We start from the raw sequence: 24925 nt of genomic DNA on the forward strand, positions 1-24925 counted from the left end.
GTGCCGGAAATACGATGGGACGGTGCAGCACGACGGCGATCCCTCCATCCACTCCGCTCCGCCCGCCCCGGACCGCGAGGACCCCGCGGCGCCCGCGGTGGACGGAGCGCCGTCGGGGCCCGACCTCGCCGACCTCGTCCGACTGCGTGCAGAACAGGACGGCGACCGCCCGTACCTGGAGGACGCCCGGTCGGACCGTGTGCTGACGTACCGCGCACTGCACCGGGCCGTGACCGCCTGGTCGCGCACCTTCGACGCGATCGGGGTGCCGGCGTCCGGCGGGGTCCTCGTCGACGTCGGCGATCCGCTCGCCTTCGCCGTCGTCCACCTCGCGGCCGTGGCGTCCGGCCGCCGGTCGGTCCCGGTGGACACCGGGCAGCCGGTCACCGAACCCGCTCGTCTCGCGGCGCTCCTCGGCGGCGCGGTCATGGTGGTGTCCGATCGTGCCGAGGACGCGACCGTCCCCGGAGCGCCCGCCGCCGGGGTGGACCCGGCCACGGGCCTCCCGGTCGGCGTGCGCGACGGCGACGTGGCGGACGCCGTCACGGACGGGCCGGGCCAGGGGTCGGTCGTCCTGTTCACGTCCGGGTCCACCGGCACGCCGAAGGGCGTCGAACTGCCCGAGTCGCAGCTGCTCGTCGTCGCCCGGGCGGTGGCGACACACAACCGGCTGACCGAGCACGACCGAGGGTTCAACTCGCTCCCGCTCTTCCACGTCAACGCGGAGGTCGTCGGTCTCCTCGCCACCCTCGTCGCCGGCGCGACGCTCGTGCTCGACCGTCGGTTCCGGCGGACCGGCTTCTGGGAGTTGCTCGAGGACCGGCGGATCACCTGGGTGAACGCGGTACCCGCGGTCCTCGCGGTGCTCGCCAAGACCGGTCCGATCGCGTTCCCGGCATCGCTCCGCTTCGTCCGGAGCGCGTCGGCGCCGCTGCCCGACCCGGTGCGGGCCGCCCTCGGCGACGTCCCGCTCGTGGTGAGCTGGGGCATGACCGAGGCGGCCAGCCAGATCACCGCGACACCGCTCGGCGCACCGGCGCGACCCGGGTCCGTCGGACTGCCCGTCGGCTCCGAGGTGCAGGTCCGGGGCGACGACGGCAGCGTGCTGCCGGCTGGGGAGATCGGTGCGCTCTGGGTGCGCGGACCGGGCATCGTCCGGTCGTACCTCGGGGGCCGCGCGGCCGACCGGTTCGACGAGGCAGGGTGGCTGGCCACGGGTGACCTCGGGTCCGTCTCGGCCGACGGGTGGGTGTCCCTCGCGGGGCGCTCCGACGACGTCATCAACCGCGGCGGGGAGAAGGTGTACCCGTCCGAGGTGGAGGACGTCCTGCTCCGCGACCCGCGTGTGCTCGAGGCCGTCGTGGTCGGCCGTCCGCACGACGTGCTCGGCGCCGTCCCGGTCGCGTACGTGATCGCCCAGGACGACGTCGACACCAAGGGCTTGCTCGACGACCTCGCGACGCTGGCGGAGACCGCCCTGACACGGTTCCGTCGCCCGGCCGAGATCTCCCTGGTGCCGGACCTGCCACGTGCGCCCACCGGCAAGGTGCAGCGGGCACGCGTCCGAGCGATGACCGAGTCCCGGTGAACGCCCGCACCACCTCACCCGCGGCGACCGCGGCGACGAGCCCGGGCGCGACGGGCGTGCAGACACCGACCCGGACGGCATCCGGGCGTCCCCGGCACCTGTACGAGGTCGACGTCCTCCGCATCCTCACCTTCGCCTGCGTGATCGGCGTGCACACGACGAGCCACACCATCGCGGACGACGACGTCCCGCTGTACGCCGTGCTCGGGCTGCTGCACTTCACCCGCCTGGTGTTCTTCTCGCTGACCGCGTTCGTCCTCGTCTACAGCTGGTCGCTCCGCCCCCGGCCGCTGGCGCAGTTCTGGCCCCGCCGGTTCCTGCTCGTCGGCGTGCCGTACCTCGCCTGGTCGTTCGTCTACGTCCTGGCGGCCTGGCTCATCAGCGGCACGACCCGAGGCGACGTCCCGGCGCTCGTGACGTCCGCCGCCGAGGGGATCGTGACCGGCACCGCCTGGTACCACCTGTACTTCCTGCTCGTGACGATGCAGGTGTACCTGCTCCTGCCCGTGATCGTCTGGCTGGTGCGGGTCACCCGACGGCACCACGTCACGCTGCTCGTCGTGGCGTTCGTCGTGCAGCTGGCCGTCTTCGCCGCCTACAAGTACCAGCCCCACTCGATCGACTGGTTGCACGGCTACCAGAAGCAGTTCTTCTTCTCGTACGCGTTCTTCATCGTGGCGGGCGCGGTCGCGGCCGACCACGCCGACCCGTTCCTGCGCTTCATCCGCCAGCACCGACGGGCCGTCCTGTGGGCGTTCGCCGGGGCGGGAGCCGTCACGCTCGGGGTCTGGTGGCTGCAGGTCGGCCTCGGGCAGTCCCTGTACGCCGCCGGCACGCCGCTGCAGCCCGTCCAGGTCCTGTGGAGCGCCGCGGTCTTCGTCGGGTTCCTGACGATCGGTGCGGCGTGGGCGGACCGCCGCCGAGCCGACGGGTTGCTGGCCCGTGTCGTCGACTACGCCTCGGACCGGTCGTTCGGGATCTTCCTCAGCCACCCGTTCCTGATCTGGATCCTGCTGTACGGCGACAGCTGGCTCGAGTCGGTCGTCCCGGAGCCCTGGCTGACCGTCGTGACGTACGTGCTCGTGCTCGTGCTGTCGGTCGCCGTGACCGAGGCGTTCCGCTGGACACCGTTCAGCGTGCCGCTCACCGGTCGACCGTCGCTCGCGCGGCGGCGCGCGGGACGCACCGCGGGCTGACGCGACCCACCCGTCCGGCGGTGCTGCGGGCCTCCCGAACGGGCGGCGGTCAGCGGGTCCCGTCGCGCTCGGCGGCCGGGACGCCGACCTCGAGGACCCCGTCGGTCATGGTGAGCCGCTGCGGGTCCATCACCCATGCGACGACCGCCGCGGCCGCGAGCAGGACGCAGGAGATGGCGAACGGGATCTGCCACCCGGAGGCCTCGATGAGCGTGCCGAAGACGATGGGGGAGACGACGCCCGCCACGCCGAAGCCGGTGTTCATGAAGCCGGACGCCGTGCCCGACCACTGCGGCGCGACGTCCATCGGGATGGCCCACAGGTTGGCGTTGCAGAGCTCGAGGAAGAAGAACGACAGCGCGAGCGACACCGTGGCCACCGCGAGGCTCTGTCCGGCGACGAGCAAGGGGAGCAGGCACACCAGCGACCCGCCGAGCCCGACGACCAGGACCAGACGACGTGCGTGGCGGCTGTTCCCGCCGCGGTGGATGATCCGGTCGCTCAGCATGCCGCCGACGGTGTCGCCGACGACCCCGGCGAGCAGCACCGCGGTGGTGAACCAGGCGAAGGCCGTGATCTCGAGGTCGTACTCGTCGCTGAGGAACGTCGGGATCCAGGTGAGGAACACCCAGAGCGTCCAGCCGTAGCCGAAGTCGACGAAGGAGACCGGCAGGACCTGCTTCGCGAGGGCCCGCCACGGGACAGGCGGCCGGGTCGCCCGGGTCTCCACGGGCGGGAGCTCCGCCAGCTCGGTCGCAGTGATCCCGCGAGCGTCCTCGGGGCGGTCCCGGAAGGCGACGAACCAGACGATGCCCCAGGCGACGGACAGGAGGGCCGTGGCGAAGAAGGCGAGGCGCCATCCGCTGATCGCGATGAAGTACGCCACGAGGAGGGGCGCGAGGGCGTTGCCGAGGCGGGCGGCCGAGTGCACGACGCCCTGCGCGAATCCGTTCCGGTCGCGCGGGATCCACCGGCTCATCGCCTGGGTCGCGGACGGGAAGGCGGCTGCTTCGCTGAGGCCGAGGAGGAGCCGTGCGGCGAGCAGGGTCCAGAACCCGACCGCGAGACCGGTCCAGAGCGTCGCGACGCCCCACACCACGGTGATGACGAAGAGCGCGCGGCGCGGACCGGCCTTCTCGCTGATCGTCCCACCGAACACCTGGAGCAGCGCGTAGGGGAGTGAGAAGGCCGCCACGACGTACCCGGCGGCGGACTCGGTGAGCCCGAACTCCTCGGTGATGTGCGGCAGGGCCGTGGAGATGTTCGTCCGGTCGATGTACGAGATCGCGTACATGAAGCAGAGCAGGACGAGTACCCGGCCGCGGATGCGTCCGCGGAACGGGGTGCCCTTCGTCGGGATCGGTGCTGGCGCCGCAGCGGGGGCCGTGGTCATGGGGCCTCTTCGGTCGGGTTGCTGAACGGACCGGAGGCTACGACCGTCGCCGATCAGGACCCTCGGAGTCCGCTGTCAGCCGACAGTACGCCGTGGGCGAGCAGAGCCGTCCGATGTCGGTAGGCGCGCCTACTGTGGACGGCATGGGAGTCGCCGTCAAGCCCACGCGTGCCATCCGTCCGTTCGAGGTCATCAGCGAGTACTCACCGAGCGGTGACCAGCCCGCGGCGATCGCCGAGCTCGCCGGTCGCATCAACGCGGGTGAGACCGACGTCGTGCTGCTCGGCGCGACCGGTACCGGCAAGTCGGCGACGACGGCGTGGCTCATCGAACAGGTGCAGCGCCCGACGCTCGTGCTCGCGCACAACAAGACGCTGGCCGCGCAGCTCGCGAACGAGTTCCGCGGGCTCATGCCGAACAACGCCGTCGAGTACTTCGTGTCGTACTACGACTACTACCAGCCCGAGGCGTACGTCCCGCAGACGGACACCTTCATCGAGAAGGACTCCTCCGTGAACGCCGAGGTCGAGCGGCTCCGGCACTCGACGACGAACTCGCTCCTCAGCCGACGTGACTCCGTCGTGGTCTCCACCGTGTCCTGCATCTACGGCCTCGGGACGCCGGAGCAGTACATGAACGCCTCGGTCGCGCTGCACATCGGTCAGACCATCTCACGGGACCAGCTCGTGCGGAAGTTCGTCAGCATGCAGTACCAGCGCAACGACGTCGACTTCGCGCGGGGCACCTTCCGGGTCCGCGGCGACACCCTCGAGATCATCCCGATGTACGAGGAGCACGCGATCCGCATCGAGATGTTCGGCGACGAGATCGAAGCCCTCTCGTCCCTCCACCCGCTGACCGGCAACGTGATCGACGACCTGCCGGCCGTGTCGATCTTCCCGGCGTCGCACTACGTCGCGGACACTGACGTCATGCACCGGGCGATCAGCTCGATCAAGGAGGAACTGGCCGAGCGGCTCGCCGAGCTCGAGGGCCAGGGGAAGCTGCTCGAGGCCCAGCGCCTGCGGATGCGCACCACCTTCGACATCGAGATGATGGAGCAGATCGGGTTCTGCTCCGGCATCGAGAACTACTCACGCCACATGGAAGGCCGGGGACCCGGGGAGGCGCCGCACTGCCTCATCGACTACTTCCCGGACGACTTCCTCCTCATCATCGACGAGTCGCACGTCACCGTGCCGCAGATCGGTGCGATGTACGAGGGGGACGCCTCGCGCAAGCGCACGCTCGTCGAGCACGGGTTCCGGTTGCCGAGCGCGATGGACAACCGCCCGCTCAAGTGGGAGGAGTTCCTCGACCGCGTCGGGCAGAAGGTCTTCCTGTCCGCCACCCCGGGCAAGTACGAGCTCGGCATCACGGACAGCGTCGTCGAGCAGATCATCCGTCCGACCGGCCTGGTCGATCCCGAGATCGTCATCAAGCCGAGCGACGGCCAGATCGACGACCTGCTCGAGGAGATCACGAAGCGCACAGAGAAGGACGAGCGTGTCCTCGTCACCACCCTGACCAAGCGGATGGCGGAGGAACTGACCGACTTCCTCGGGAACGCCGGCGTGCGCGTGCGGTACCTGCACTCGGACGTGGACACCCTGAAGCGCGTCGAGCTCCTGACCGAGCTGCGCCAGGGCGTCTACGACGTCCTGATCGGCATCAACCTGCTCCGCGAGGGCCTCGACCTGCCCGAGGTCTCCCTCGTCGCGATCCTCGACGCCGACAAGGAGGGCTTCCTGCGGTCGTCGACGTCGCTCATCCAGACCATCGGTCGTGCGGCCCGCAACGTCTCCGGGCAGGTGCTCATGTACGCCGACAAGATGACCGACTCGATGAAGCAGGCCATCGAGGAGACCGACCGCCGCCGCGAGAAGCAGGTGGCCTACAACCTCGAGCACGGGATCGACCCGCAGCCGCTCCGCAAGAAGATCGCGGACATCACCGAGGTCCTCAACCGCGAGAGCGACGACACCCGCGAGCTCCTCGAGCGTCGTGGTGGTGGCGTCCGGGACGGGCGACGGGCTCCCACGCCGTCCCTCCGACGCGAGGGCATCGCCGGTGAGGGCGCGACGCAGCTCGAGGCGACCATCGCCGACCTCAACGACCAGATGCTGCAGGCCGCGGCCGAGTTGAAGTTCGAACTGGCGGCTCGGCTCCGCGACGAGGTGCAGGACCTCAAGAAGGCTCTGCGGCAGATGGAGTCGGCGGGCCATGTCGTCTGAGCCGGGGGCGCCGACGGCGTCCGGGGACGGTCAGCGGACCGTCGTCGTGACGGGTGCCAGCGCCGGCCTCGGGTACCAGGCCGCGGAGCAGCTCGCCGCCTCGGGGCACCGCGTGGTCCTCGCGACGCGGAGCCCCGAGAAGGCGGCCGCCGCGGAACGCAGCATCCGCACGCGTGTCCCCGACGCGACGCTCGAGCACGTGCACCTCGACCTCGCCGACCTCGACTCCGTCCGCTCGGCAGCCGACTCCCTCGCAGCCCTCGGACCGGTGCACGCAGTCCTCAACAACGCGGGCGTGGTCGGGTCGCGCGAGCGGCGTTCCACCGCGCAGGGACACGAACTGCAGGTCGGGACGAACCACCTGGGCCACTTCGCGTGGACCGGCCTCGTGCTGCCGCTGCTCACCGCCACGGGCGGTCGGGTCGTGCACCTCGGGTCCATCTCGCACCGCTGGGTGACGCTCGACCGCCGGGACCCGCTCGGTGCCGGGCACTACAACGGCTACCGCCAGTACGCACGGAGCAAGCTCGCGGTGATGCTCTTCGGGTTCGAGCTCGCGCAGCGGCTCGCCGACGCCGGGTCGCCCGTGACGAGCGTCGTCGCGCACCCGGGCCTGGCGCTCGACTCGTTGACCGGGACGAGCCCCGCGACGTCCGGCCCCGCGCACCCCGGCCCCGTGCGCCCCGGTTCCACGGGGCCCGGGCTCGCCCACGAGCAGCCCTCGTGGATCGTGCCGGGTCAGCGCTGGATCGCGCAGGGCAAGGACGCCGGGGCGGTGCCGCTCGTCCACGCCACCGTGGGATCGGACGTGCGGTCGGGGGAGTACTGGGGACCCGACGGCTGGTTCCAGCTCCGCGGTCGTGCGGCCGTCGTGCCGGCCGAGCCGCGCGCCCACGACCGCGGCGAAGCGGCCCGACTGTGGGCGGCGAGTGAAGCCGCATCCGGGGTCGCGTTCGCTCTCGACGCACTCGGCTGACGGTCCCCGGCGGACGTTTGTCGGAGCGGCTTCGTAGAATCGTCTGCGATGACCATCACCTCTGACCGCGGAACCGCCATGTCCGACCCGGACGACTTCGACGAGCCGTCGGACCTGCACCTGCCGGGCGGGACGGCTCCGCACGACACCTCGACGCTGAGCGTCCGTGGCGCTCGCGTGCACAACCTCCGCGACGTCGACCTCGAGATCCCGCGTGACTCGCTCGTCGTCTTCACCGGGCTGTCCGGCTCCGGTAAGTCCTCCCTGGCGTTCGACACGATCTTCGCCGAGGGACAGCGCCGCTACGTCGAGTCCCTGTCCGCCTACGCGCGCCAGTTCCTCGGCCAGGTCGACCGCCCGGACGTCGACTTCATCGAGGGCCTCTCGCCGGCGGTGTCGATCGACCAGAAGTCGACGAACCGCAACCCGCGGTCGACGGTGGGCACCATCACCGAGGTCTACGACTACATGCGTCTGCTCTGGGCACGCATCGGCATCCCGCACTGCCCCGTCTGCGGTGAGGTCATCAGCAAGCAGAGCGTGCAGCAGATCGCCGACCAGCTCATGACGCAGGAGACCGGCACCCGGTTCCAGGTGCTCGCGCCCATCGTGTCGAAGAAGAAGGGCGAGTTCGTCGACCTCTTCCAGGAGCTCGCCGCGTCCGGCTACGCACGCGCGATCGTCGACGGGGAGCGCATCCAGCTGAGCAACCCGCCGACGCTCAAGAAGCAGGTCAAGCACGACATCTCGGTCATCATCGACCGACTGGTCGCCAGTGACGACATCCTCGGCCGCCTGACGGACTCCCTCGAGACGGCACTGCGGCTGACGAACGGCACCGTCGCGATCGACCTCGTCGACCACGAGGGCCCCGGCGCGGTCCGGACGTACTCCGAGAACCTCTCCTGCCCGAACAACCACCCGCTCGCGCTCACCGAGATCGAGCCGCGCACCTTCTCGTTCAACGCCCCGTTCGGCGCCTGCCCGGAGTGCTCCGGCCTCGGCACCCGCATGTCGGTCGACCCGGACCTCGTGCTCGGCGACCCGGAGGCCTCGCTCGCCGACGGCGTCCTGCTGCCCTGGACCGGGACGAGCGGTCTGTACTCGTACTTCGAGAAGCTCCTCGCCGGCCTCGGCAAGGAGCTCGGGTTCCGTCTCGACACCCCGTGGAACCAGCTGCCCTCGTCGGTGCAGGCTGCCATCCTCACCGGCAAGGACTTCGAGGTCTCGGTGTCGTGGAAGAACCGCTTCGGTCGCGAGATGCGGTACACGAGCGGCTTCGAGGGCGTCATGCCCTACATCGAACGCAAGTTCGCGGAGGCCGAGACCGACTCGCAGCGGCAGCGGTTCCAGGGCTACCTGCGCGAGGTGCCGTGCCCCGTCTGTGACGGCACCCGCCTCAAGCCGGAGGTCCTGGCGGTGACCGTGGACGGACGCAGCATCGCCGACGTCACGGACATGGCCCTCGACGAGGCGTACGCCTTCATGGCGGACATCACGCTCACCACTCGGGAGGCGCACATCGCCGCCGCCGTGCTGCGGGAGATCCGCGCGCGGCTCGAGTTCCTGCTCGAGGTCGGACTCAACTACCTGACTCTGGCACGCGGCGCCGGCGGGCTCTCGGGTGGCGAGGCGCAGCGCATCCGGCTCGCGACCCAGATCGGGTCCGGCCTGACGGGCGTGCTGTACGTCCTCGACGAGCCGAGCATCGGGCTGCACCAGCGCGACAACCGCCGGCTCATCGACACCCTCGTCAAGCTCAAGGACCTCGGCAACACGCTCATCGTCGTCGAGCACGACGAGGACACGATCCGCACCGCCGACTGGGTCGTCGACATCGGTCCGGGCGCGGGCGTGAACGGCGGCAACGTCGTGCACTCGGGCTCGTACGCGGACATGATCGAGAACCGCGAGTCGATCACGGGCGACTACCTGGCCGGACGTCGGGCGATCGAGATGCCGTCCGAGCGTCGGACGGTGAACCGCAAGCGCGTCATCAGCGTGCAGGGTGCCCGGGCGAACAACCTCAAGGACGTCGACGTCGACTTCCCGCTCGGGGTGTTCACCGCGGTGACCGGGGTGAGCGGGTCCGGCAAGTCGACGCTGGTCAACGACATCCTGTACAAGGTGCTCGCCAACCAGCTCAACGGTGCCCGGCACATCGCGGGCAAGCACACCCGCGTGAAGGGGCTCGACCAGCTCGACAAGGTCGTGCACGTCGACCAGGCCCCGATCGGCCGCACCCCGCGGTCCAACCCGGCGACCTACACGGGCGTGTTCGACCGCATCCGGCAGTTGTTCGCGGAGACGCAGGAGGCGAAGACCCGCGGGTACCAGCCCGGACGCTTCAGCTTCAACGTCAAGGGCGGGCGCTGCGAGAACTGCTCCGGTGACGGCACGATCAAGATCGAGATGAACTTCCTGCCCGACGTGTACGTCGCGTGCGAGGTCTGCGGCGGCGCCCGGTACAACCGCGAGACGCTGCAGGTGCACTACAAGGGCAAGAACATCTCCGAGGTGCTCGACATGCCGATCAGCGAGGCCGCCGAGTTCTTCGAGCCGATATCCGCCATCCACCGCTACATGGCGACCCTCGTCGACGTGGGCCTCGGGTACGTCCGGCTCGGCCAGAGCGCGACGACGTTGTCCGGCGGTGAGGCCCAGCGCGTCAAGCTCGCCACCGAGCTCCAGCGTCGGTCGAACGGCCGCACGGTGTACGTGCTCGACGAGCCGACCACCGGTCTGCACTTCGAGGACGTCCGCAAGCTGCTCCTCGTGCTGCAGAGCCTGGTCGACAAGGGCAACACGGTCATCACGATCGAGCACAACCTCGACGTCATCAAGTCCGCCGACTGGCTCATCGACATGGGCCCGGAGGGTGGCTCCGGCGGCGGGACCGTGCTCGCGACCGGCACGCCGGAGCACGTCGCCGACGTGCCCGAGAGCCACACGGGCGTCTTCCTGCGGGAGATCCTGGACGCGCAGGACGCGCGCGTCGGCAAGCAGCGGTCCGTGCAGGGCCGTCAGGGTGCGGTGCGCGGCGCCACGGCGACGACGGCGGGTGCTCGGTAGGTGGCGGACACCGTCGCATGGCGTCCCAAGGCCGGTGAGATCCCGACCGATCCGGGGGTGTACCGGTGGCGAGACGAGAACGGCCGTGTGCTCTACGTCGGCAAGGCGAAGAACCTCCGCGCCCGGCTGAGCAACTACTTCGCACCGCTGCCGACCCTGCACGAGCGCACCCGGCGCATGGTCCTCACGGCCCGCAGCGTCGAGTGGACCACGGTCGGTTCCGAGATCGAGGCGCTCCAGCTCGAGTACACCTGGATCAAGGAGTTCGACCCGCCGTTCAACGTCAAGTTCCGGGACGACAAGTCGTACCCGTACATGGCGATCACGATGGCGGACGAAGCGCCGCGGGTGATGGTGACACGCAACCGCAAGATCAAGGGTGCGAAGTACTTCGGGCCCTACCCGAAGATCTGGGCGGTGCACGACACGATCGACCTCATGATCAAGGTGTTCCCGATCCGCACCTGCTCCGAGTCGTCGTACAAGCGGGCGATGCAGACCGGCAAGCCCTGCTTCCCGGGGCAGATCGGCAAGTGCGGAGGGCCGTGCTCGCAGCGCGTCACGATCGAGGAGCACCGGGCGCTGGTCGAGGAGTTCGTCCGCTTCATGGGCAGCTACGACCGCCGTGTGATCACGCAGCTGCGGCAGCGCATGGCCGCCTCGGCCGACGCCATGCAGTACGAGCAGGCAGCGCGGTACCGCGACCAGGTCGAGGCCCTCGAAGCCGTCCTCGAGAAGTCCGCCGTGGTCCTGAAGGACTCGGTGGACCTCGACCTGTTCGGCATCGCCGAGGACGAGCTCGCCGCCGCCGTGCAGCTGTTCTCGGTGCGGGGCGGCCGCATCCGCGGTGTCCGCGGCTGGGTGGTCGACAAGGAGCTCGACATCAGCACGGGCGACCTCGTCGAGCAGATCGTCCAGGGCGTCTACACCGGCAGCGAGCTGCCCGCCGGCGCCGGCGGCGAGGAGCCCCCGCGCGAGGTCGTGGTCCCGGTCCTGCCCGACGACGCCGACGCCCTGCAGCAGTGGCTGAGCGACCGCAGGGGCGGTCGTGGCACGAAGCTCAGCACCGCCCAGCGTGGTGACCGCGCCGGTCTTGCCCGCACCGCTTCGCAGAACGCCCAGCAGGCGCTCATGCTGTACAAGACGAAGCGCTCGGCCGACTACACGACCCGGGCGGCGGCCCTCGCCGACATCCAGGAGGCCCTCGGCATGACGGAGGCGCCGCTGCGGATGGAGTGCTACGACATCTCGCACCTGCAGGGGACGAACGTCGTCGCCTCGATGGTCGTCTTCGAGGACGGGCTGCCCCGCAAGGACCAGTACCGCCGGTACACGATCGCCGAGACGACCGACGACACCGACAGCATGTACCAGGTCCTCACCCGACGGCTCGCCCGCCTCGACGAGGACGCGGCCGTCCCGGACGTGCCGGACGCGACCGCGGACGACGTCGTCGAGGGCACGAAGCCGACGAAGCGCTTCGCGTACCGCCCGCAGCTCCTCGTCGTCGACGGCGGACAACCGCAGGTCGCGGCGGCGAAGCGTGCGCTCGACGAGGCCGGGGTGACGGACATCGCGCTCGTCGGCATCGCGAAGCGGCTCGAGGAGCTCTGGCTGCCCGACGACGACTTCCCGGTGATCCTGCCCCGCAACTCGGAGGCGCTCTTCCTGATCCAGCGCCTTCGTGACGAAGCCCACCGCTTCGCGATCACGCACCAGCGCACGCGGCGCAAGCGGGACGTCAAGTCGCAGCTGTCGGAGATCCCCGGGCTCGGGCCGAGCCGTGTCGCCGCGCTGCTGAAGCACTTCGGCTCGGTCGCCCGGCTCCGGCAGGCCACCGCGGAGGAGGTCGCCGAGGTACCGGGTGTCGGACCCGCGACCGCGGCCGCCGTGGTGCGCAAGCTCACCACCGTCCCGGTGAGCGCCCCGGAATCGGCCAGTGCGCCCACCCCGGCCAGCGCTCCCACCCCGACCAGTGCTCCCACTCTGACCGGCGCACCGGACACGGGTGCCGACCCGGTCGGCGCCCGGTCGGGAGGCCCGGTGCGCGTCCCCGACGCGGGTCCCGACGGGCCGCAGCGGCCCGCATGAGATCCGCACGGGCCTCCCGGCCGGACGGTAGCCTGGTCTCCGACCTGGGCCGGCGGCGCTCGCACCGGCCGGGCGACCCGCCCGGCCCGACCACGACGGAGCTCCTTCGCAGATGACCGACACCTCCTCCCAGCAGCAGCACGACGTGCTCATCGTCACCGGCATGTCCGGCGCCGGCCGGTCCACCGTGGGGAAGGCGCTCGAGGACCTCGGTTGGTACGTGGTCGACAACCTCCCCACCCAGATGCTCGGACCGCTCACCGACCTCGCCGACCGGGCGGGGGAGTCGATCCCGAAGATCGCCACCGTCGTCGACGTGCGCGGGGGCCGGTTCTTCACCGACCCCGAGCACGCGGTCCAGCAGGTGCGGGAGAGCACCAGCGCGCGCGTCCGCGTGCTGTTCCTCGAGGCCACCGACGAGGTCCTGGTGCGTCGGTTCGAGCAGGTCCGCCGTCCGCACCCGCTCCAGGGCGAGGACACCCTGCTCGACGGCATCGCCCGCGAACGCACGCGGCTGCTCGGGCTGCGGGAGGCGTCGGACGTGGTCATCGACACGTCCGACCTGAACATCCACCAGCTCGCGAACGCGGTGACCGAGCGGTTCGCCGAGGACCGTTTCGTCGGTGTGCAGGTCACCCTGATGAGCTTCGGCTTCAAGTACGGCCTCCCCGCGGACGCCGACATGGTGGCCGACGTGCGCTTCATCCCGAACCCCTACTGGGTGCCCGAACTGCGGCCGCACACGGGCCTCGACGCGCCCGTCTCCGACTACGTCCTCGAGCAGCCGGGAGCCCGCTCGTTCGTCGAGCGCTACGCCTCCGTCCTCGAGCCGGTGTTCGAGGGGTACCAGCGGGAGAACAAAAGACACGCTACGATCGCCATCGGCTGTACCGGCGGCAAGCACCGTTCGGTCGCCATCGTCGCCGAGCTGGCGAGCCTCCTCCGCGGGATGCCCGACGTCGCCGTGCGTGTGAAGAACCGAGATCTCGGCCGGGAGTGACCGTCCCACCGGCCGTCTCCACACGCGTGCGCCCCGGGACCGCGGAACCCCACCCCGAAGAACGTAAGGAATGATGCCGTGCCGTTGACTGCCGAGGTGAAGGACGAGCTGGCCAGGGTCGTCGTCAACCGGAACACGGTCCGCGCCGCCGAACTCGCGACCGTCCTCCGGTTCGCGGGAGGGCTGCACGTCATCTCCGGCCGGATCGCGGTCGAGGTCGAACTCGACACCCGGATCATCGTGCACCGCGTCCGCAAGGACCTCGCCGAGCTGTACGGCGTGCGCAGCGAGGCGTCCGTCGGGTCGACGGCCTCGTCCCGGCGCGGCACCCGGTACCTCGTCCGTGTCCTCGAGGCCGGCGAGACGCTCGCCCGTCAGACCGGACTCATGGACGCCCGTCGCCGCCCCGTGCGCGGTCTGCCGAACCGCTTGACGACCGGCACCCGCGAGGACCTGGCCGCCATCTGGCGCGGCGCGTTCCTCGCCTCCGGCACCCTCACCGACCCGGGCCGCGCCGCTGCGCTCGAGGTCACCTGCCCGGGCAACGAGGCCGCGATGGCGCTCGTCGGCGCCGCATCCCGGCTGGGGATCGCCGCGAAGGGCCGGGAGGTCCGGGGCGTGCACCGCGTCGTCATCCGCGACGGCGAGGCGATCGGGCAGATGCTCACCGCGATGGGCGCGGCCCGGACCACCGCCGACTGGGAGGAGATGCGCCAGCGCCGCGAGGTCCGTGCCACCGCCAACCGGCTCGTCAACTTCGACGACGCGAACCTCCGTCGCTCCGCTCAGGCCGCGGTCGCGGCGTGTGCCCGCGTCGAGCGTGCACTCGAGATCCTCGGCGACGACGTCCCCGACCACCTGCAGTACGCCGGTGCCCTGCGTCTCGAGCACCGCGACGCCTCGCTCGACGAGCTCGGCCAGCACGCGGACCCGCCCATGACGAAGGACGCCATCGCCGGACGGATCCGCCGGCTGCTCGCGATGGCGGACAAGCGCGCGTCGGACCTGGGCGTCCCCGGCACCGAGGCGAGCGTGCCCGAGGAGCTCGAAGGCGCCTGAGCCAGGTCGTCCCCGGGACCCCCTCGACCACCCGACGTCGACGCGCACGAGCAGACGTCATGCAGGTGGTCCGAGGGGGTCCGACTGCTAGGGTCGTTCCGGCGACGTTACGGGGCGTATCGTCCACCACACGTGGGCCGGCCGTCGTCCCCGACGACGCCTCCACACTCCGAAAAGCAGCGCCTCCCGAGGCGCTCCACACCCAACAGGAGCTCCATTGACCGTCAAGATCGGTATCAACGGCTTCGGCCGGATCGGCCGTAACTTCTTCCGGGCCGCTCTGGCCAAGGGCAGCGACCTCGAGATCGTGGCGGTGAACGACCTCACCGACAACGCCGCGCTCGCGAACCTGCTCAAGTACGACTCGATCACCGGCAAGCTCGGTGTCTCCGTCGAGCTCGACGGCGACAACATCGTGGTCGACGGCAAGGCCATCAAGGTCCTCGCCGAGCGCGACCCCGCCAACCTCCCCTGGGGCGAGCTCGGTGTCGACATCGTCATCGAGTCGACCGGCTTCTTCACGAAGGCCGCCGACGCGCAGAAGCACATCGACGCGGGTGCCAAGAAGGTCATCATCTCCGCCCCGGCGACCGGTGACGACGTCACGATCGTCCTCGGCGTGAACGAGGACACCTACGACGCGGCGAACCACCACATCATCTCCAACGCCTCGTGCACCACGAACAGCCTCGCGCCGCTCGCCAAGGTGTTCCACGACGCGTTCGGCATCGAGCGTGGTCTCATGACGACGGTCCACGCCTACACCGCCGACCAGAACCTCCAGGACGGCCCGCACAAGGACCCGCGTCGTGCCCGCGCCGCCGCCCTGAACATCGTCCCGACCTCGACCGGTGCGGCCAAGGCCATCGGCTTGGTCCTCCCCGAGCTCGCCGGCAAGCTCGACGGCTTCGCACTCCGCGTGCCGGTCCCGACCGGCTCGATCACGGACCTCACGCTCGAGACCAAGTCGGACGTCACGGTCGACGAGATCAACGCCGTCTACAAGGCCGCTGCCGAGGGCCCGCTCAAGGGCATCCTGCTCTACAGCGAGGACCCGCTGGTGTCGACCGACATCACGACGGACCCGCACTCCTCGATCTACGACTCCGGCCTGACCAAGGTCATGGGCAACCTCGTCAAGATCACCTCGTGGTACGACAACGAGTGGGGCTACTCGAACCGTCTGGTCGACCTGACCGAGTTCGTGGGCGAGAAGCTCTGACCTGATGGCACTCCGCACCCTCGAGGACCTCGGCGACCTCGCCGGCAAGCGCGTCGTCGTCCGCTGTGACCTGAACGTCCCGCTGAAGGACGGCACGATCACGGACGACGGCCGTGTGCGGGCGTCGCTCGGCACGCTGAACACCCTGGTGAACGCCGGAGCGCGGGTCATCGTGATCTCGCACCTCGGTCGGCCCGATGGGTCGCCGGCCCCGGAGTACTCGCTCGCCCCCGTGGCGCAGCGGCTGTCCGAGTTGCTGGGCAAGGCGGTGACCTTCGTCGGCGAGACCGTCGGCGACGAAGCGACCGCGGCTGCCGAGGCCCTCGGGGACGGCGACGTGCTGCTGCTCGAGAACCTCCGGTTCAACCCGGAGGAGACCGCGAAGGACGAGGCGTCGCGCACGGAGTTCGCCGAGCGGATCGCGGCACTGGGCGACGCCTTCGTGTCGGACGGCTTCGGTGTCGTGCACCGCAAGCAGGCCTCGGTGTACGAGCTCGCCGCCGCGCTCCCCAGCGCCGCCGGCTCCCTCATCGAGTCCGAGCTGACCGTGCTCGAGCGCCTGACGAAGGACCCGCAGCGGCCGTACACGGTCGTGCTCGGTGGGTCGAAGGTGAGCGACAAGCTCGGCGTCATCGAGCACCTGCTCCCGCAGGTGGACACGCTCTGCATCGGCGGCGGCATGCTCTTCACGTTCCTCGCGGCCCAGGGCCACGGGGTCGCGAAGTCGCTGCTCGAGCAGGACCAGCTCGACACCGTGCGCGCGTACCTGGCGAAGGCCGACGAGCTCGGGGTGACGATCGACCTGCCGACCGACGTCGTGGTCGCCTCAGGGTTCGCCGCTGACGCCGATCACGAGACCGTCGCGGCCGACGCGATCGAGTCCTCGTCGTTCGGTGCGGACGGCATCGGTCTCGACATCGGCCCGGAGACGGCGTCGCGGTTCGCGGCGGCGGTGTCCGGTTCGAAGACGGTGTTCTGGAACGGCCCGATGGGCGTGTTCGAGTTCCCGGCGTTCGCGGCCGGTACGAAGACCGTCGCGCAGGCCCTGACCGAGGTCGACGGCCTCGGCGTGGTCGGCGGTGGCGACTCCGCGGCGGCCGTCCGGTCGCTCGGGTTCTCCGACGACCGGTTCGGGCACATCTCGACCGGTGGAGGAGCGAGCCTCGAGTTCCTCGAGGGCAAGTCGCTGCCCGGCCTCGAAGCCCTGGGGTGGACCCGATGACCCGCACGCCCTCCATCGCGGGGATCGCCGGGAAGGACGAAGCATGAACCGCACCCCCTTCATCGCCGGCAACTGGAAGATGAACCTGGACCACCTCCAGGCGATCGCCACCGTGCAGAAGCTCGCGTGGACGCTGAAGGACGCCCGCCACGACCACGACGACGTCGAGGTCGCGGTGTTCCCGCCCTTCACCGACCTGCGGAGCGTGCAGACCCTGATCGCAGCCGACAAGCTGCAGATCCGGTTCGGCGCGCAGGACCTGTCGCAGTTCGACTCCGGCGCGTACACCGGTGACGTCTCGGGTGCCTTCCTGGCCGCCCTCGACGCGCAGTACGTCATCGTCGGGCACTCGGAGCGCCGGACGATGCACGGGGAGACCGACGAGGTCGTCGCCGCGAAGACCGCCGCAGCCGTCAAGCACGGCATCGTGCCGGTCGTCTGCGTCGGGGAGACCGGCGAGCAGCGTGAGCAGCGCGGCGCCGGCGTCGTCCCGGTCGAGCAGCTCCAGGTCGTCCTCGACGCGGTCACGCCGTCCGAGATCGTCGTGGCGTACGAACCCGTCTGGGCGATCGGTTCCGGCCAGGCCGCCACTGCCGAGCAGGCCCAGGAGGACTGCGCCGCCCTGCGTCGCGGGGTCGCCGCGGCCTGGGGCGACGAGCTCGCTGCGACCACGCGCGTGCTCTACGGTGGCTCGGTCAAGTCGGGCAACATCGCCGGCTTCCTCCGTGAGCCCGACATCGACGGGGCGCTCGTCGGCGGCGCATCGCTCGACGTGCAGGAGTTCGCGGCGATCGCGCGCTTCCAGCAGCACGTCGGTCTCTAGAACGACCGCACGAGGCGCGGCGGGTTCGACCCGTCGCGCCTCGTGCTGTGCACACACCCCGTCCGGGTCCGGAGCGCACCCCGCGTGACCGGTATACTCGGATGGCTGACTGACACGAAAGGTACGTCGTGGCGATACTCTCCGTCGTGCTGCAGGTCCTGCTCGCGATCACGAGCCTCCTGCTCACGCTCCTCATCCTCCTGCACAAGGGCCGCGGTGGCGGCCTCTCCGACATGTTCGGCGGTGGTGTGACGAGCAACCTCGGGGCATCCGGCGTCGCCGAGCGCAACCTGAACCGGATCACCGTGATCCTCGGGCTCCTCTGGATCTCGAGCATCATCGTGCTCGGTCTCATCAACAAGTTCACGGCAGGGAGCTGACATGGCATCCGGAGGAAGCGCCATCCGTGGGTCGCGCGTCGGCGCCGGCCCGATGGGCGAGCAGGACCGCGGCGTCCAGGCCGAGCGCGTCGCGATCTCGTACTGGGACGCGATGGGCAACGAAGTCGTGCGGTACTTCGCCGCGAACCTGCCCGACGAGGAGATCCCTGAGACGGTCGACTCGCCGTCCACCGGTCTCCCGGCCGGTCGCGACAAGGAGAACCCGCCGCAGGTCGCGAAGACCGAGCCGTACAAGACGCACCTCGCGTACGTGAAGGAACGGCGCACCGAGGAAGAGGCAGCGCAGCTCCTCGAGGACGCGTTGCAGCAGCTGCGGCAGCGCCGCGGCACCGCCGCCAAGTAGCGCAGACGTCCGAAGGCCCCCGCACCGATGGTGCGGGGGCCTTCGTCATGGCAGGTCCAGGACCGCGCCGCGGCGCACGGTCGGCGGGCGGACCGCAGACGGACGGGAGGCCCGGTACCAGCTGGTACCGGGCCTCCCGTCCGTCGTGCGATGCGTCAGTAGGTCGACGCGATGAGGTTCTCCGGGACGTCGCGGGCGGCGTCCTGGTCGACGAAGAACACGGTGCGCTTCCGGCCCTGCACGCCGCCGACGGGGACCTCGTCCACGGCGGCACCGGCGAGGGCGAGCCCGAGGACGGACGCCTTCTCGGCGCCGGACAGGATCACCCAGACGCGCTGCGACGCGTTGATCACCGGGTAGGTGAGCGTCAGGCGCTGTGCCGGGGGCTTGGGGGAGTCGTCGACGGGCACGACCATGCGGTCGGTCACGCGGAGCTGGGGGAACTCCGGGAACAGCGACGCGGTGTGCCCGTCCGGCCCGACACCGAGGAGCGTGATGTCGAAGCGCGGCGCGTCGGCGGAGTCGGGAGCGGCGTCGTGCAGCTCGCGCTCGTACTGCGCCGCTGCCTCGTCGATGGTGAGGCCCGCGTCCGACGTCGCCATCGGATGGACGTTCTCGGTCGGGATGCCCACGTGGTCGAGGAAGTCGGTCTGCGTGCCCGCGTCGTTGCGGTCCGCGTCACCCGCGGGCACCCAGCGCTCGTCGACCCACCAGACGTGCACCTTCGACCAGTCGACGCTCTCCTGCGCCTGGGACTGACCGATCGCCGCGAGGACGAGGGTCGACACCGATCCACCGCTGATCGCGATGTCGGCCCGTCCCTGCTCGTCGAGCACGTCGATGATCTTCGTGATGAAGCGTGCGGCGACGGAGGCGCCGAGGGCCTGCTTGTCGGGGTGCACCAGCACCCGCCGTTCGTTGGTCACGTGACTCCCGTGTTCGTGGTGCGGTCACCGGTGTGACCGCGGTCGGTCCGGCCGGCCGTCCGACCTGCCGACCTGACGGGCAGGGCGGGGAGGACGGACGGTCGGACCGTGGCGGTGGTCAGCCCGCGATGCGTTCGCGGAGCTTGGCCACCCCGTGCTTGACGACGTCTCCGAAGAGGACGTCCGGGTCGAGTCTACGGAGTTCCTCGGCCAGGCAGTCGCGCAGGTTGCGGCGCGGCAGGGACAGGTCGTGCGTCGGCTGTCCGGGCATCGACAGCGTCGCCACGTCGACCAGCGACCGCTCGAGCTCGATGGTGCCGGAGTCGCGTACGAGCTTCACACCGTGGATGCCGCTCGAACCGGTGGCGCGGGGCGAGGTCGACACCTCGACCGGGACCTGCAGCTGCAGTCCGAGCCAGGCGGCGAGGAGCACCGTCGACGGGCTGTCGAAGGCGCCGGTGACCTCCACCGCGGTGATCGGCTCGAACGGCGGCTGGTCGAGCGCTGCGGCGAGCTGGTTCCGCCACAGCGTGAGCCGGGTCCACGCGAAGTCCGTGTCGCCGGGTGCGTAGGAGTCCGCGAGCGCCATGATGGCGGCGTTCGGGTCCTTCTGCGCGGCGGCGTCGGTGATCCGGCGCTGGGCGATGCGACCGAGCGGCGAGACCGACGGCTTCTCCGGCGCGGCTTCCGGCCACCAGGCCACGACGGGCGCGTCGGGGAGCAGCAACCCGGTGACCAGGCTCTCCTCGTCCGACCCGGTCTCGCCGTAGGCCCGGAGGACGATGACCTCACTGGCGCCCGCGTCGCTGCCGACGCGGATCTGCGCGTCGAGGCGACCGGGCGACGCGACGTCGCCCTCGTTCCTCGAGACGATCACGACGCGCATCGGGTGTTCCCGGGACGCCTGGTTCGCCGCCTCGATCGCCTCTTCCTCGCGCCCGAGGGCGGTCGAGACGACGAGGGTCAGCACGCGACCGAGGGCGACGGCGCCGCCCTCCTCGCGGATGTGCACCAGGGTCTTCTGGATCTTCGACACGGTGGTGTTCGGCAGGTCGATCTTCATGGACGCCTCCAGGTCCGACCGTCGCGGGCGAGGAGCTCGTCGGCCGAAGCCGGGCCCCAGGTGCCGGGACGGTACTGTTCGGGCTGGCCCTGTGTCCGCCAGAACTCCTCGATCGGGTCGAGGATCTTCCAGGACAGCTCGACCTCCTGGTGCCGCGGGAACAGCGGCGGGTCACCGAGGAGCACGTCGAGGATGAGCCGTTCGTAGGCCTCGGGGGAGGCCTCGGTGAACGCGTGGCCGTAGCCGAAGTCCATCGTCACGTCGCGGACCTGCGTCCCGACGCCGGGGACCTTCGAGCCGAACCGGAGCGTGACGCCCTCGTCCGGCTGCACGCGGATGACGAGCGCGTTCTGCCCGAGCGGGGACTGCTCGATGCCGAACACGTCCTCCGGGACGCGCTTGAACACGATCGCGATCTCGGTGACGCGGCGACCGAGACGCTTGCCGGCCCGCAGGTAGAACGGGACACCCTGCCAGCGGCGGGTCGCGATGTCGAGCCGGATGGCTGCGTAGGTCTCGGTCGTGGACTCGGGGTTCATGCCCGCTTCCTCGAGGAAGCCGAGCACCTTCTCGCCGCCCTGCCAGCCACCGGCGTACTGGCCGCGGCTGGTCGCCGTGGACAGGTCCTCGGGGAGCCGGACCGCGGAGAGCACCTTCTCCTTCTCGGCGCGGAGGTGGCCGGCCTTGAACGACACCGGTTCCTCCATCGCCGTGAGGGCGAGGAGCTGGAGCAGGTGGTTCTGGATGACGTCCCGCGCTGCACCGATGCCGTCGTAGTAGGCGGCACGTCCCGCGACCCCGATGTCCTCGGCCATCGTGATCTGCACGTGGTCGACGTAGTTCGAGTTCCAGATGGGTTCGTACATCTGGTTCGCGAACCGGAGCGTCAGGAGGTTCTGGACGGTCTCCTTGCCGAGGTAGTGGTCGATGCGGAAGACGTCGTCCGGCGCGAAGACGCTCTCGACGATCGCGTTCAGTTCGCGGGCCGTGCGGAGGTCGGAGCCGAACGGCTTCTCGACCACGACGCGGCTCCACGACCCGTCGCGCTTCTCGGTCAGGCCGGACAGCTTGAGCTGCTCGGTGACGACCGGGAACATCTTCGGCGGGATGGACAGGTAGAACGCGTGGTTCCCGAGGGTGCCGCGTTCGGCGTCCAGCGTGTCGACCGTCTCCTTGAGGAGCGTGAACGCCTCGGGGTCGTCGAACGACCCCTGGACGAAGCGGATGCCCTGTTCGAGTTGACGCCAGACGTCCTCGTCGAACGGGGTCCGCGAGTGCTCCTTGACGGCGTCGTGGACGAGCTGGGAGAAGTCCTGGTCCTCCCAGTCGCGCCGAGCGAACCCGACCAGCGCGAAACCGGGAGGCAGGAGCCCCCGGTTGGCGAGGTCGTAGACCGCGGGCATCAGCTTCTTCCGGGAGAGGTCTCCCGTGACTCCGAAGATGATGAGGGTGCTGGGACCCGCGATCCGGTTCAGTCGACGGTCCGTGGGCAGCCGGAGCGGGTTGTGTTCCGGGGTGATCGCCACCGGTGACATGTCGGTGAACTCCTTGTGAATCAGGTGGTGACTGCAGCCGTGACGACCGCCGTCGCTGCGGAGAGGTCCCGCGTCGACAGGGTCAGCACCGGGCGGCCGTGTTCGGCGAGGACGCTCGCGTCGCCGGCGGCCTGGGCTCGGATGAGCCGACCGAAGGTGAAGGGGCGGCCGGGGACGGCCAGGTCGTCCTGCTCGTCGGAGACGATCTGCAGGAAGACGCCGTTCGCGGGACCGCCCTTGTGGTACTGGCCGGTGGAGTGCAGGAACCGGGGTCCGTACCCGAAGGTGACGGGACGACCGGTGCGCTCGGCGAGGAGGTCACGGAGGGCCTCCAGGCCGTGGCCCGCGGTGCGGTCCACGTAGGCCTGCACGGCCAGGTAGCCGTCCTCGCCGACGGCGGCCAGGAGGCTCGACACGGCCTGGGTGAGCGACGCGCCGGTCTCGAGTCCGCCGGCTGCGGAGACGGCGATGCCGTCCTCCTCGAACGCGGGGAGGGCGGTTGTGGACGTGGGGGCGTCGAGCAGGGCGCGTGCGGCGACCTTCGCGGCCTCGACGTCGGGCTGGTCGAACGGGTTGATCCCGAGCAGGCGTCCGGCGACCGCGACCGCGTACTCCCAGACGAGGAACTGCCCGCCGAGCGTGCCCGTGATCTCGAGCTCGCCGGCCGCGACGTGCCGTTCGTCCTCGCGGGAACCGACCAGCCGGACGACCTGCAGGTCGGACAGACCCGCGGTCACCTCGGGGGAGTCGAGGTCGAGGACGACCGGCAGGAGACCGCGGCCGTCCTTGCCCGTCGACTCGGCGAGGAGTTGTTCGATCCAGTCACCGAGACCGAGGATGTGCGTGCCGTCGGCGACGATCCCGATCTTGTCCCGCAGGGGAGCGGTCCCGCCCAGGACGGCCCCGAGCACGAGGCCGGGGTTCTCGTCGGTGTCGACCGCGAGGAGCACCGAGATGGCGTCGGCCTCGTCGAGCAACTCGGCGATGTCGGCTCCGGCGAGGCCGGCGGGGACGAGCCCGAACGCCGTCAGCGCGGAGTACCGGCCGCCGACGGACGGGTCGGCGGTGAAGACGCGGTACCCGGCTTCGCGTGCCGTCGACTCGAGCGCGGAGCCCGGGTCGGTGACGACGACGATCCGTCCAGCGGGGTCGATGCCGGCGTCCTGGAACGCCTGCTCGAAGACCCGACGCTGCGAGTCGGTCTCGACGGTCGATCCGGACTTCGACGACACCACGAGCACCGTGCGCTCGAGGTCGGTCAGCGCCGCGCGCACCTGCGCGGGGTCGGTGGAGTCGAGGACGACGAGCGGGACCCCGGCCGTCCGGGTGATGACCTCGGGTGCGAGCGACGAGCCGCCCATCCCCGCCAGCACGACCCGGTCGACGCCCTGGGCGAGCAGCTGCTCACGGAGCGCGGCGACCTCGGCGACGAGCGGACGGGAGACGGAGACCGCCTCCACCCAGCCGAGCCGTCGCGACGCCTCGTCCTCCGCGTCGGGACCCCAGAGGGCGGCGTCCTGCGCGGTGATCCCGGACGCCACCAGGTCGGCGACGAGGCGCGGGACCACCGTGTCGATGGCCCGCGCCGCGTCACCGCTGGCGGCGATGGAGACGGTCACTCCTACTTGGCGTTCTCGAGCGCGGTCTGGACCGTGTCGACGAGCTCGCCCCACGAGACGTTGAACTTCTCGACGGCTTCCTTCTCGAGGAGCGCGACGACGTCGTCGTAGTCGACACCGACGGCGGCGAGCTGGTCCATGACCTGGTTCGCGTCGTCGAAGGTGCCGGCGATCGCGTCGCCGTGGACCTCACCGTGGTCGAACGTGGCCTCGAGGGTCTTCCCGGGCATCGTGTTGACGGTGTTCGGGGCGGCGAGCTCGGTCACGTACAGCGTGTCGGGCAGCGACGGGTCCTTGACGCCGGTCGAGGCCCAGAGCGGACGCTGCGTGTTCGCGCCGGACTCGAGCAGGCCGAGGGCACGCTCGGTCGCGAAGGCCTGGGTCCAGACCTGGTACGCGAGCTGCGCGTTGGCGATGCCGGCCTTCGACTTCAGCGCGGTGGCCTCGTCGGTGCCGATCGCGTCGAGGCGCTTGTCGATCTCGGAGTCGACGCGCGAGACGAAGAACGAGGCGACGGAGTGGATCTTGGAGAGGTCGTGGCCGGCGGCCTTGGCCTTCTCGAGCCCACCGAGGTAGGCGTCGATCACGGCGCGGTAGCGCTCGAGCGAGAAGATCAGGGTGACGTTGACCGAGATGCCCGCACCGATGACCTCGGTGATGGCCTCGAGGCCGTCGACCGTCGCCGGGATCTTGATGAGGACGTTCTCCTTGCCGACCTTGTCGAACAGGAACTTCGCCTGCTCGATGGTCTTCGCCGTGTCGTGCGCGAGACCCGGCTCGACCTCGATGGAGACGCGGCCGTCGAAGCCGTTCGAGGAGGCGTAGATCGGGGCGAAGATGTCGGACGCGTCGGCGACGTCACGCGTCGTGATCTCGAAGATCGCGTTGGTCACGTCGGTGCCGGCCGCGGCCAGCTCCTTGACCTGCGCGTCGTAGCGCTCGCCCTTGGCGAGGGCCGAGGCGAAGATCGTCGGGTTGGTGGTGACGCCGACGACGTTGCGGTCCGCGATGAGGTTCTCGAGACGGCCGGTCTCAAGGAGCTCGCGGGACAGGTCGTCGAGCCAGATGCTCACGCCGACGGCGGAGAGGGCTTCGGTGGGAGTGGTGTCAGTCATTCGCTTCTTCTCTTCTTCGTTTCGTTCGTCGGCTGCTGCAGCCGGGG

At 70.4% G+C, this 24925-nt stretch carries 19 protein-coding genes; 13 read left to right on the forward strand and 6 right to left on the reverse strand.

The annotated features are described in order from the left end of the window. Nucleotides 1–22 precede the first annotated feature (22 nt). Both DEI91_RS07890 and DEI91_RS07895 read left to right on the forward strand, forming a co-directional pair. Complete coding sequence (locus DEI91_RS07890) at nt 23–1588, forward strand: class I adenylate-forming enzyme family protein (RefSeq protein ID WP_181439530.1); 1566 nt, start codon at nt 23–25, stop codon at nt 1586–1588. After that, complete coding sequence (locus DEI91_RS07895; RefSeq protein ID WP_111051774.1) at nt 1585–2784, forward strand: acyltransferase; 1200 nt, start codon at nt 1585–1587, stop codon at nt 2782–2784. Before DEI91_RS07890 ends, DEI91_RS07895 begins: the two co-directional genes overlap by 4 nt. Before the next feature lie 49 nt (nt 2785–2833). Here the strand turns inward: DEI91_RS07895 and DEI91_RS07900 are convergent, their stop codons facing one another. Then, nucleotides 2834–4177, reverse strand: a complete 1344-nt coding sequence (locus DEI91_RS07900) for an MFS transporter (protein WP_111051775.1) — start codon at nt 4175–4177, stop codon at nt 2834–2836. Between the two features lie 143 nt (nt 4178–4320). On the opposite strand from DEI91_RS07900, the gene uvrB reads away from it, so the two are divergent. The 11 genes from uvrB (at nt 4321) to DEI91_RS07955 (ending at nt 18620) form a co-directional block, all read left to right on the forward strand. Beyond that, on the forward strand, nt 4321–6411 hold the full coding sequence (uvrB, locus tag DEI91_RS07905) for an excinuclease ABC subunit UvrB (RefSeq protein ID WP_111051776.1): 2091 nt from the start codon (nt 4321–4323) through the stop codon (nt 6409–6411). After that, nucleotides 6401–7387, forward strand: a complete 987-nt coding sequence (locus DEI91_RS07910; protein WP_111051777.1) for an SDR family NAD(P)-dependent oxidoreductase — start codon at nt 6401–6403, stop codon at nt 7385–7387. Before uvrB ends, DEI91_RS07910 begins: the two co-directional genes overlap by 11 nt. A gap of 48 nt (nt 7388–7435) precedes the next feature. Next, a complete protein-coding gene (gene uvrA, locus DEI91_RS07915) occupies nt 7436–10459 on the forward strand; it encodes an excinuclease ABC subunit UvrA (RefSeq protein ID WP_258374349.1) in 3024 nt (1007 codons plus the stop codon). After that, nucleotides 10460–12550, forward strand: a complete 2091-nt coding sequence (gene uvrC, locus DEI91_RS07920) for an excinuclease ABC subunit UvrC (RefSeq protein ID WP_111051778.1) — start codon at nt 10460–10462, stop codon at nt 12548–12550. A gap of 112 nt (nt 12551–12662) precedes the next feature. Further along, on the forward strand, nt 12663–13550 hold the full coding sequence (gene rapZ / locus DEI91_RS07925; protein WP_111051779.1) for an RNase adapter RapZ: 888 nt from the start codon (nt 12663–12665) through the stop codon (nt 13548–13550). Nucleotides 13551–13628: 78 nt separating this feature from the next. Further along, the gene (gene whiA, locus DEI91_RS07930; protein ID WP_111051780.1) at nt 13629–14609 is read left to right on the forward strand and encodes a DNA-binding protein WhiA; all 981 of its coding nucleotides are present in this window, start codon (nt 13629–13631) and stop codon (nt 14607–14609) included. A gap of 217 nt (nt 14610–14826) precedes the next feature. Then, a complete protein-coding gene (gene gap / locus DEI91_RS07935) occupies nt 14827–15831 on the forward strand; it encodes a type I glyceraldehyde-3-phosphate dehydrogenase (RefSeq protein WP_110825025.1) in 1005 nt (334 codons plus the stop codon). Between the two features lie 4 nt (nt 15832–15835). Beyond that, a complete protein-coding gene (locus DEI91_RS07940) occupies nt 15836–17053 on the forward strand; it encodes a phosphoglycerate kinase (protein ID WP_111051781.1) in 1218 nt (405 codons plus the stop codon). Between the two features lie 43 nt (nt 17054–17096). After that, nucleotides 17097–17876: a triose-phosphate isomerase gene (gene tpiA, locus DEI91_RS07945; RefSeq protein WP_111051782.1), complete on the forward strand. Its 780-nt coding sequence runs from the start codon at nt 17097–17099 to the stop codon at nt 17874–17876. Nucleotides 17877–18004: 128 nt separating this feature from the next. After that, nucleotides 18005–18256, forward strand: a complete 252-nt coding sequence (secG, locus tag DEI91_RS07950; RefSeq protein ID WP_110825023.1) for a preprotein translocase subunit SecG — start codon at nt 18005–18007, stop codon at nt 18254–18256. 1 nt (nt 18257) lies between these two features. Beyond that, nucleotides 18258–18620 carry an RNA polymerase-binding protein RbpA gene (locus DEI91_RS07955; RefSeq protein WP_110825022.1) on the forward strand — a complete coding sequence of 121 codons (363 nt, stop codon included), beginning with the start codon at nt 18258–18260 and terminating at the stop codon, nt 18618–18620. Between the two features lie 155 nt (nt 18621–18775). Here DEI91_RS07955 and pgl read toward each other — a convergent pair whose 3' ends face one another. The 5 genes from pgl to tal all read right to left on the reverse strand — a co-directional run bounded on the left by pgl (nt 18776) and on the right by tal (nt 24878). After that, complete coding sequence (gene pgl, locus DEI91_RS07960) at nt 18776–19546, reverse strand: 6-phosphogluconolactonase (RefSeq protein ID WP_111051783.1); 771 nt, start codon at nt 19544–19546, stop codon at nt 18776–18778. Between the two features lie 118 nt (nt 19547–19664). Next, nucleotides 19665–20609: a glucose-6-phosphate dehydrogenase assembly protein OpcA gene (locus DEI91_RS07965; RefSeq protein ID WP_111051784.1), complete on the reverse strand. Its 945-nt coding sequence runs from the start codon at nt 20607–20609 to the stop codon at nt 19665–19667. Next, nucleotides 20606–22144, reverse strand: a complete 1539-nt coding sequence (gene zwf / locus DEI91_RS07970) for a glucose-6-phosphate dehydrogenase (protein WP_111051785.1) — start codon at nt 22142–22144, stop codon at nt 20606–20608. Before zwf ends, DEI91_RS07965 begins: the two co-directional genes overlap by 4 nt. Before the next feature lie 20 nt (nt 22145–22164). Beyond that, the gene (locus DEI91_RS07975) at nt 22165–23763 is read right to left on the reverse strand and encodes a glucose-6-phosphate isomerase (RefSeq protein ID WP_111051786.1); all 1599 of its coding nucleotides are present in this window, start codon (nt 23761–23763) and stop codon (nt 22165–22167) included. Between the two features lie 2 nt (nt 23764–23765). Then, a complete protein-coding gene (tal, locus tag DEI91_RS07980; RefSeq protein ID WP_111051787.1) occupies nt 23766–24878 on the reverse strand; it encodes a transaldolase in 1113 nt (370 codons plus the stop codon). Nucleotides 24879–24925 lie beyond the last annotated feature (47 nt).

The organism is Curtobacterium sp. MCBD17_032 (assembly GCF_003234855.1).
In the GTDB taxonomy this organism is placed as follows: domain Bacteria; phylum Actinomycetota; class Actinomycetes; order Actinomycetales; family Microbacteriaceae; genus Curtobacterium.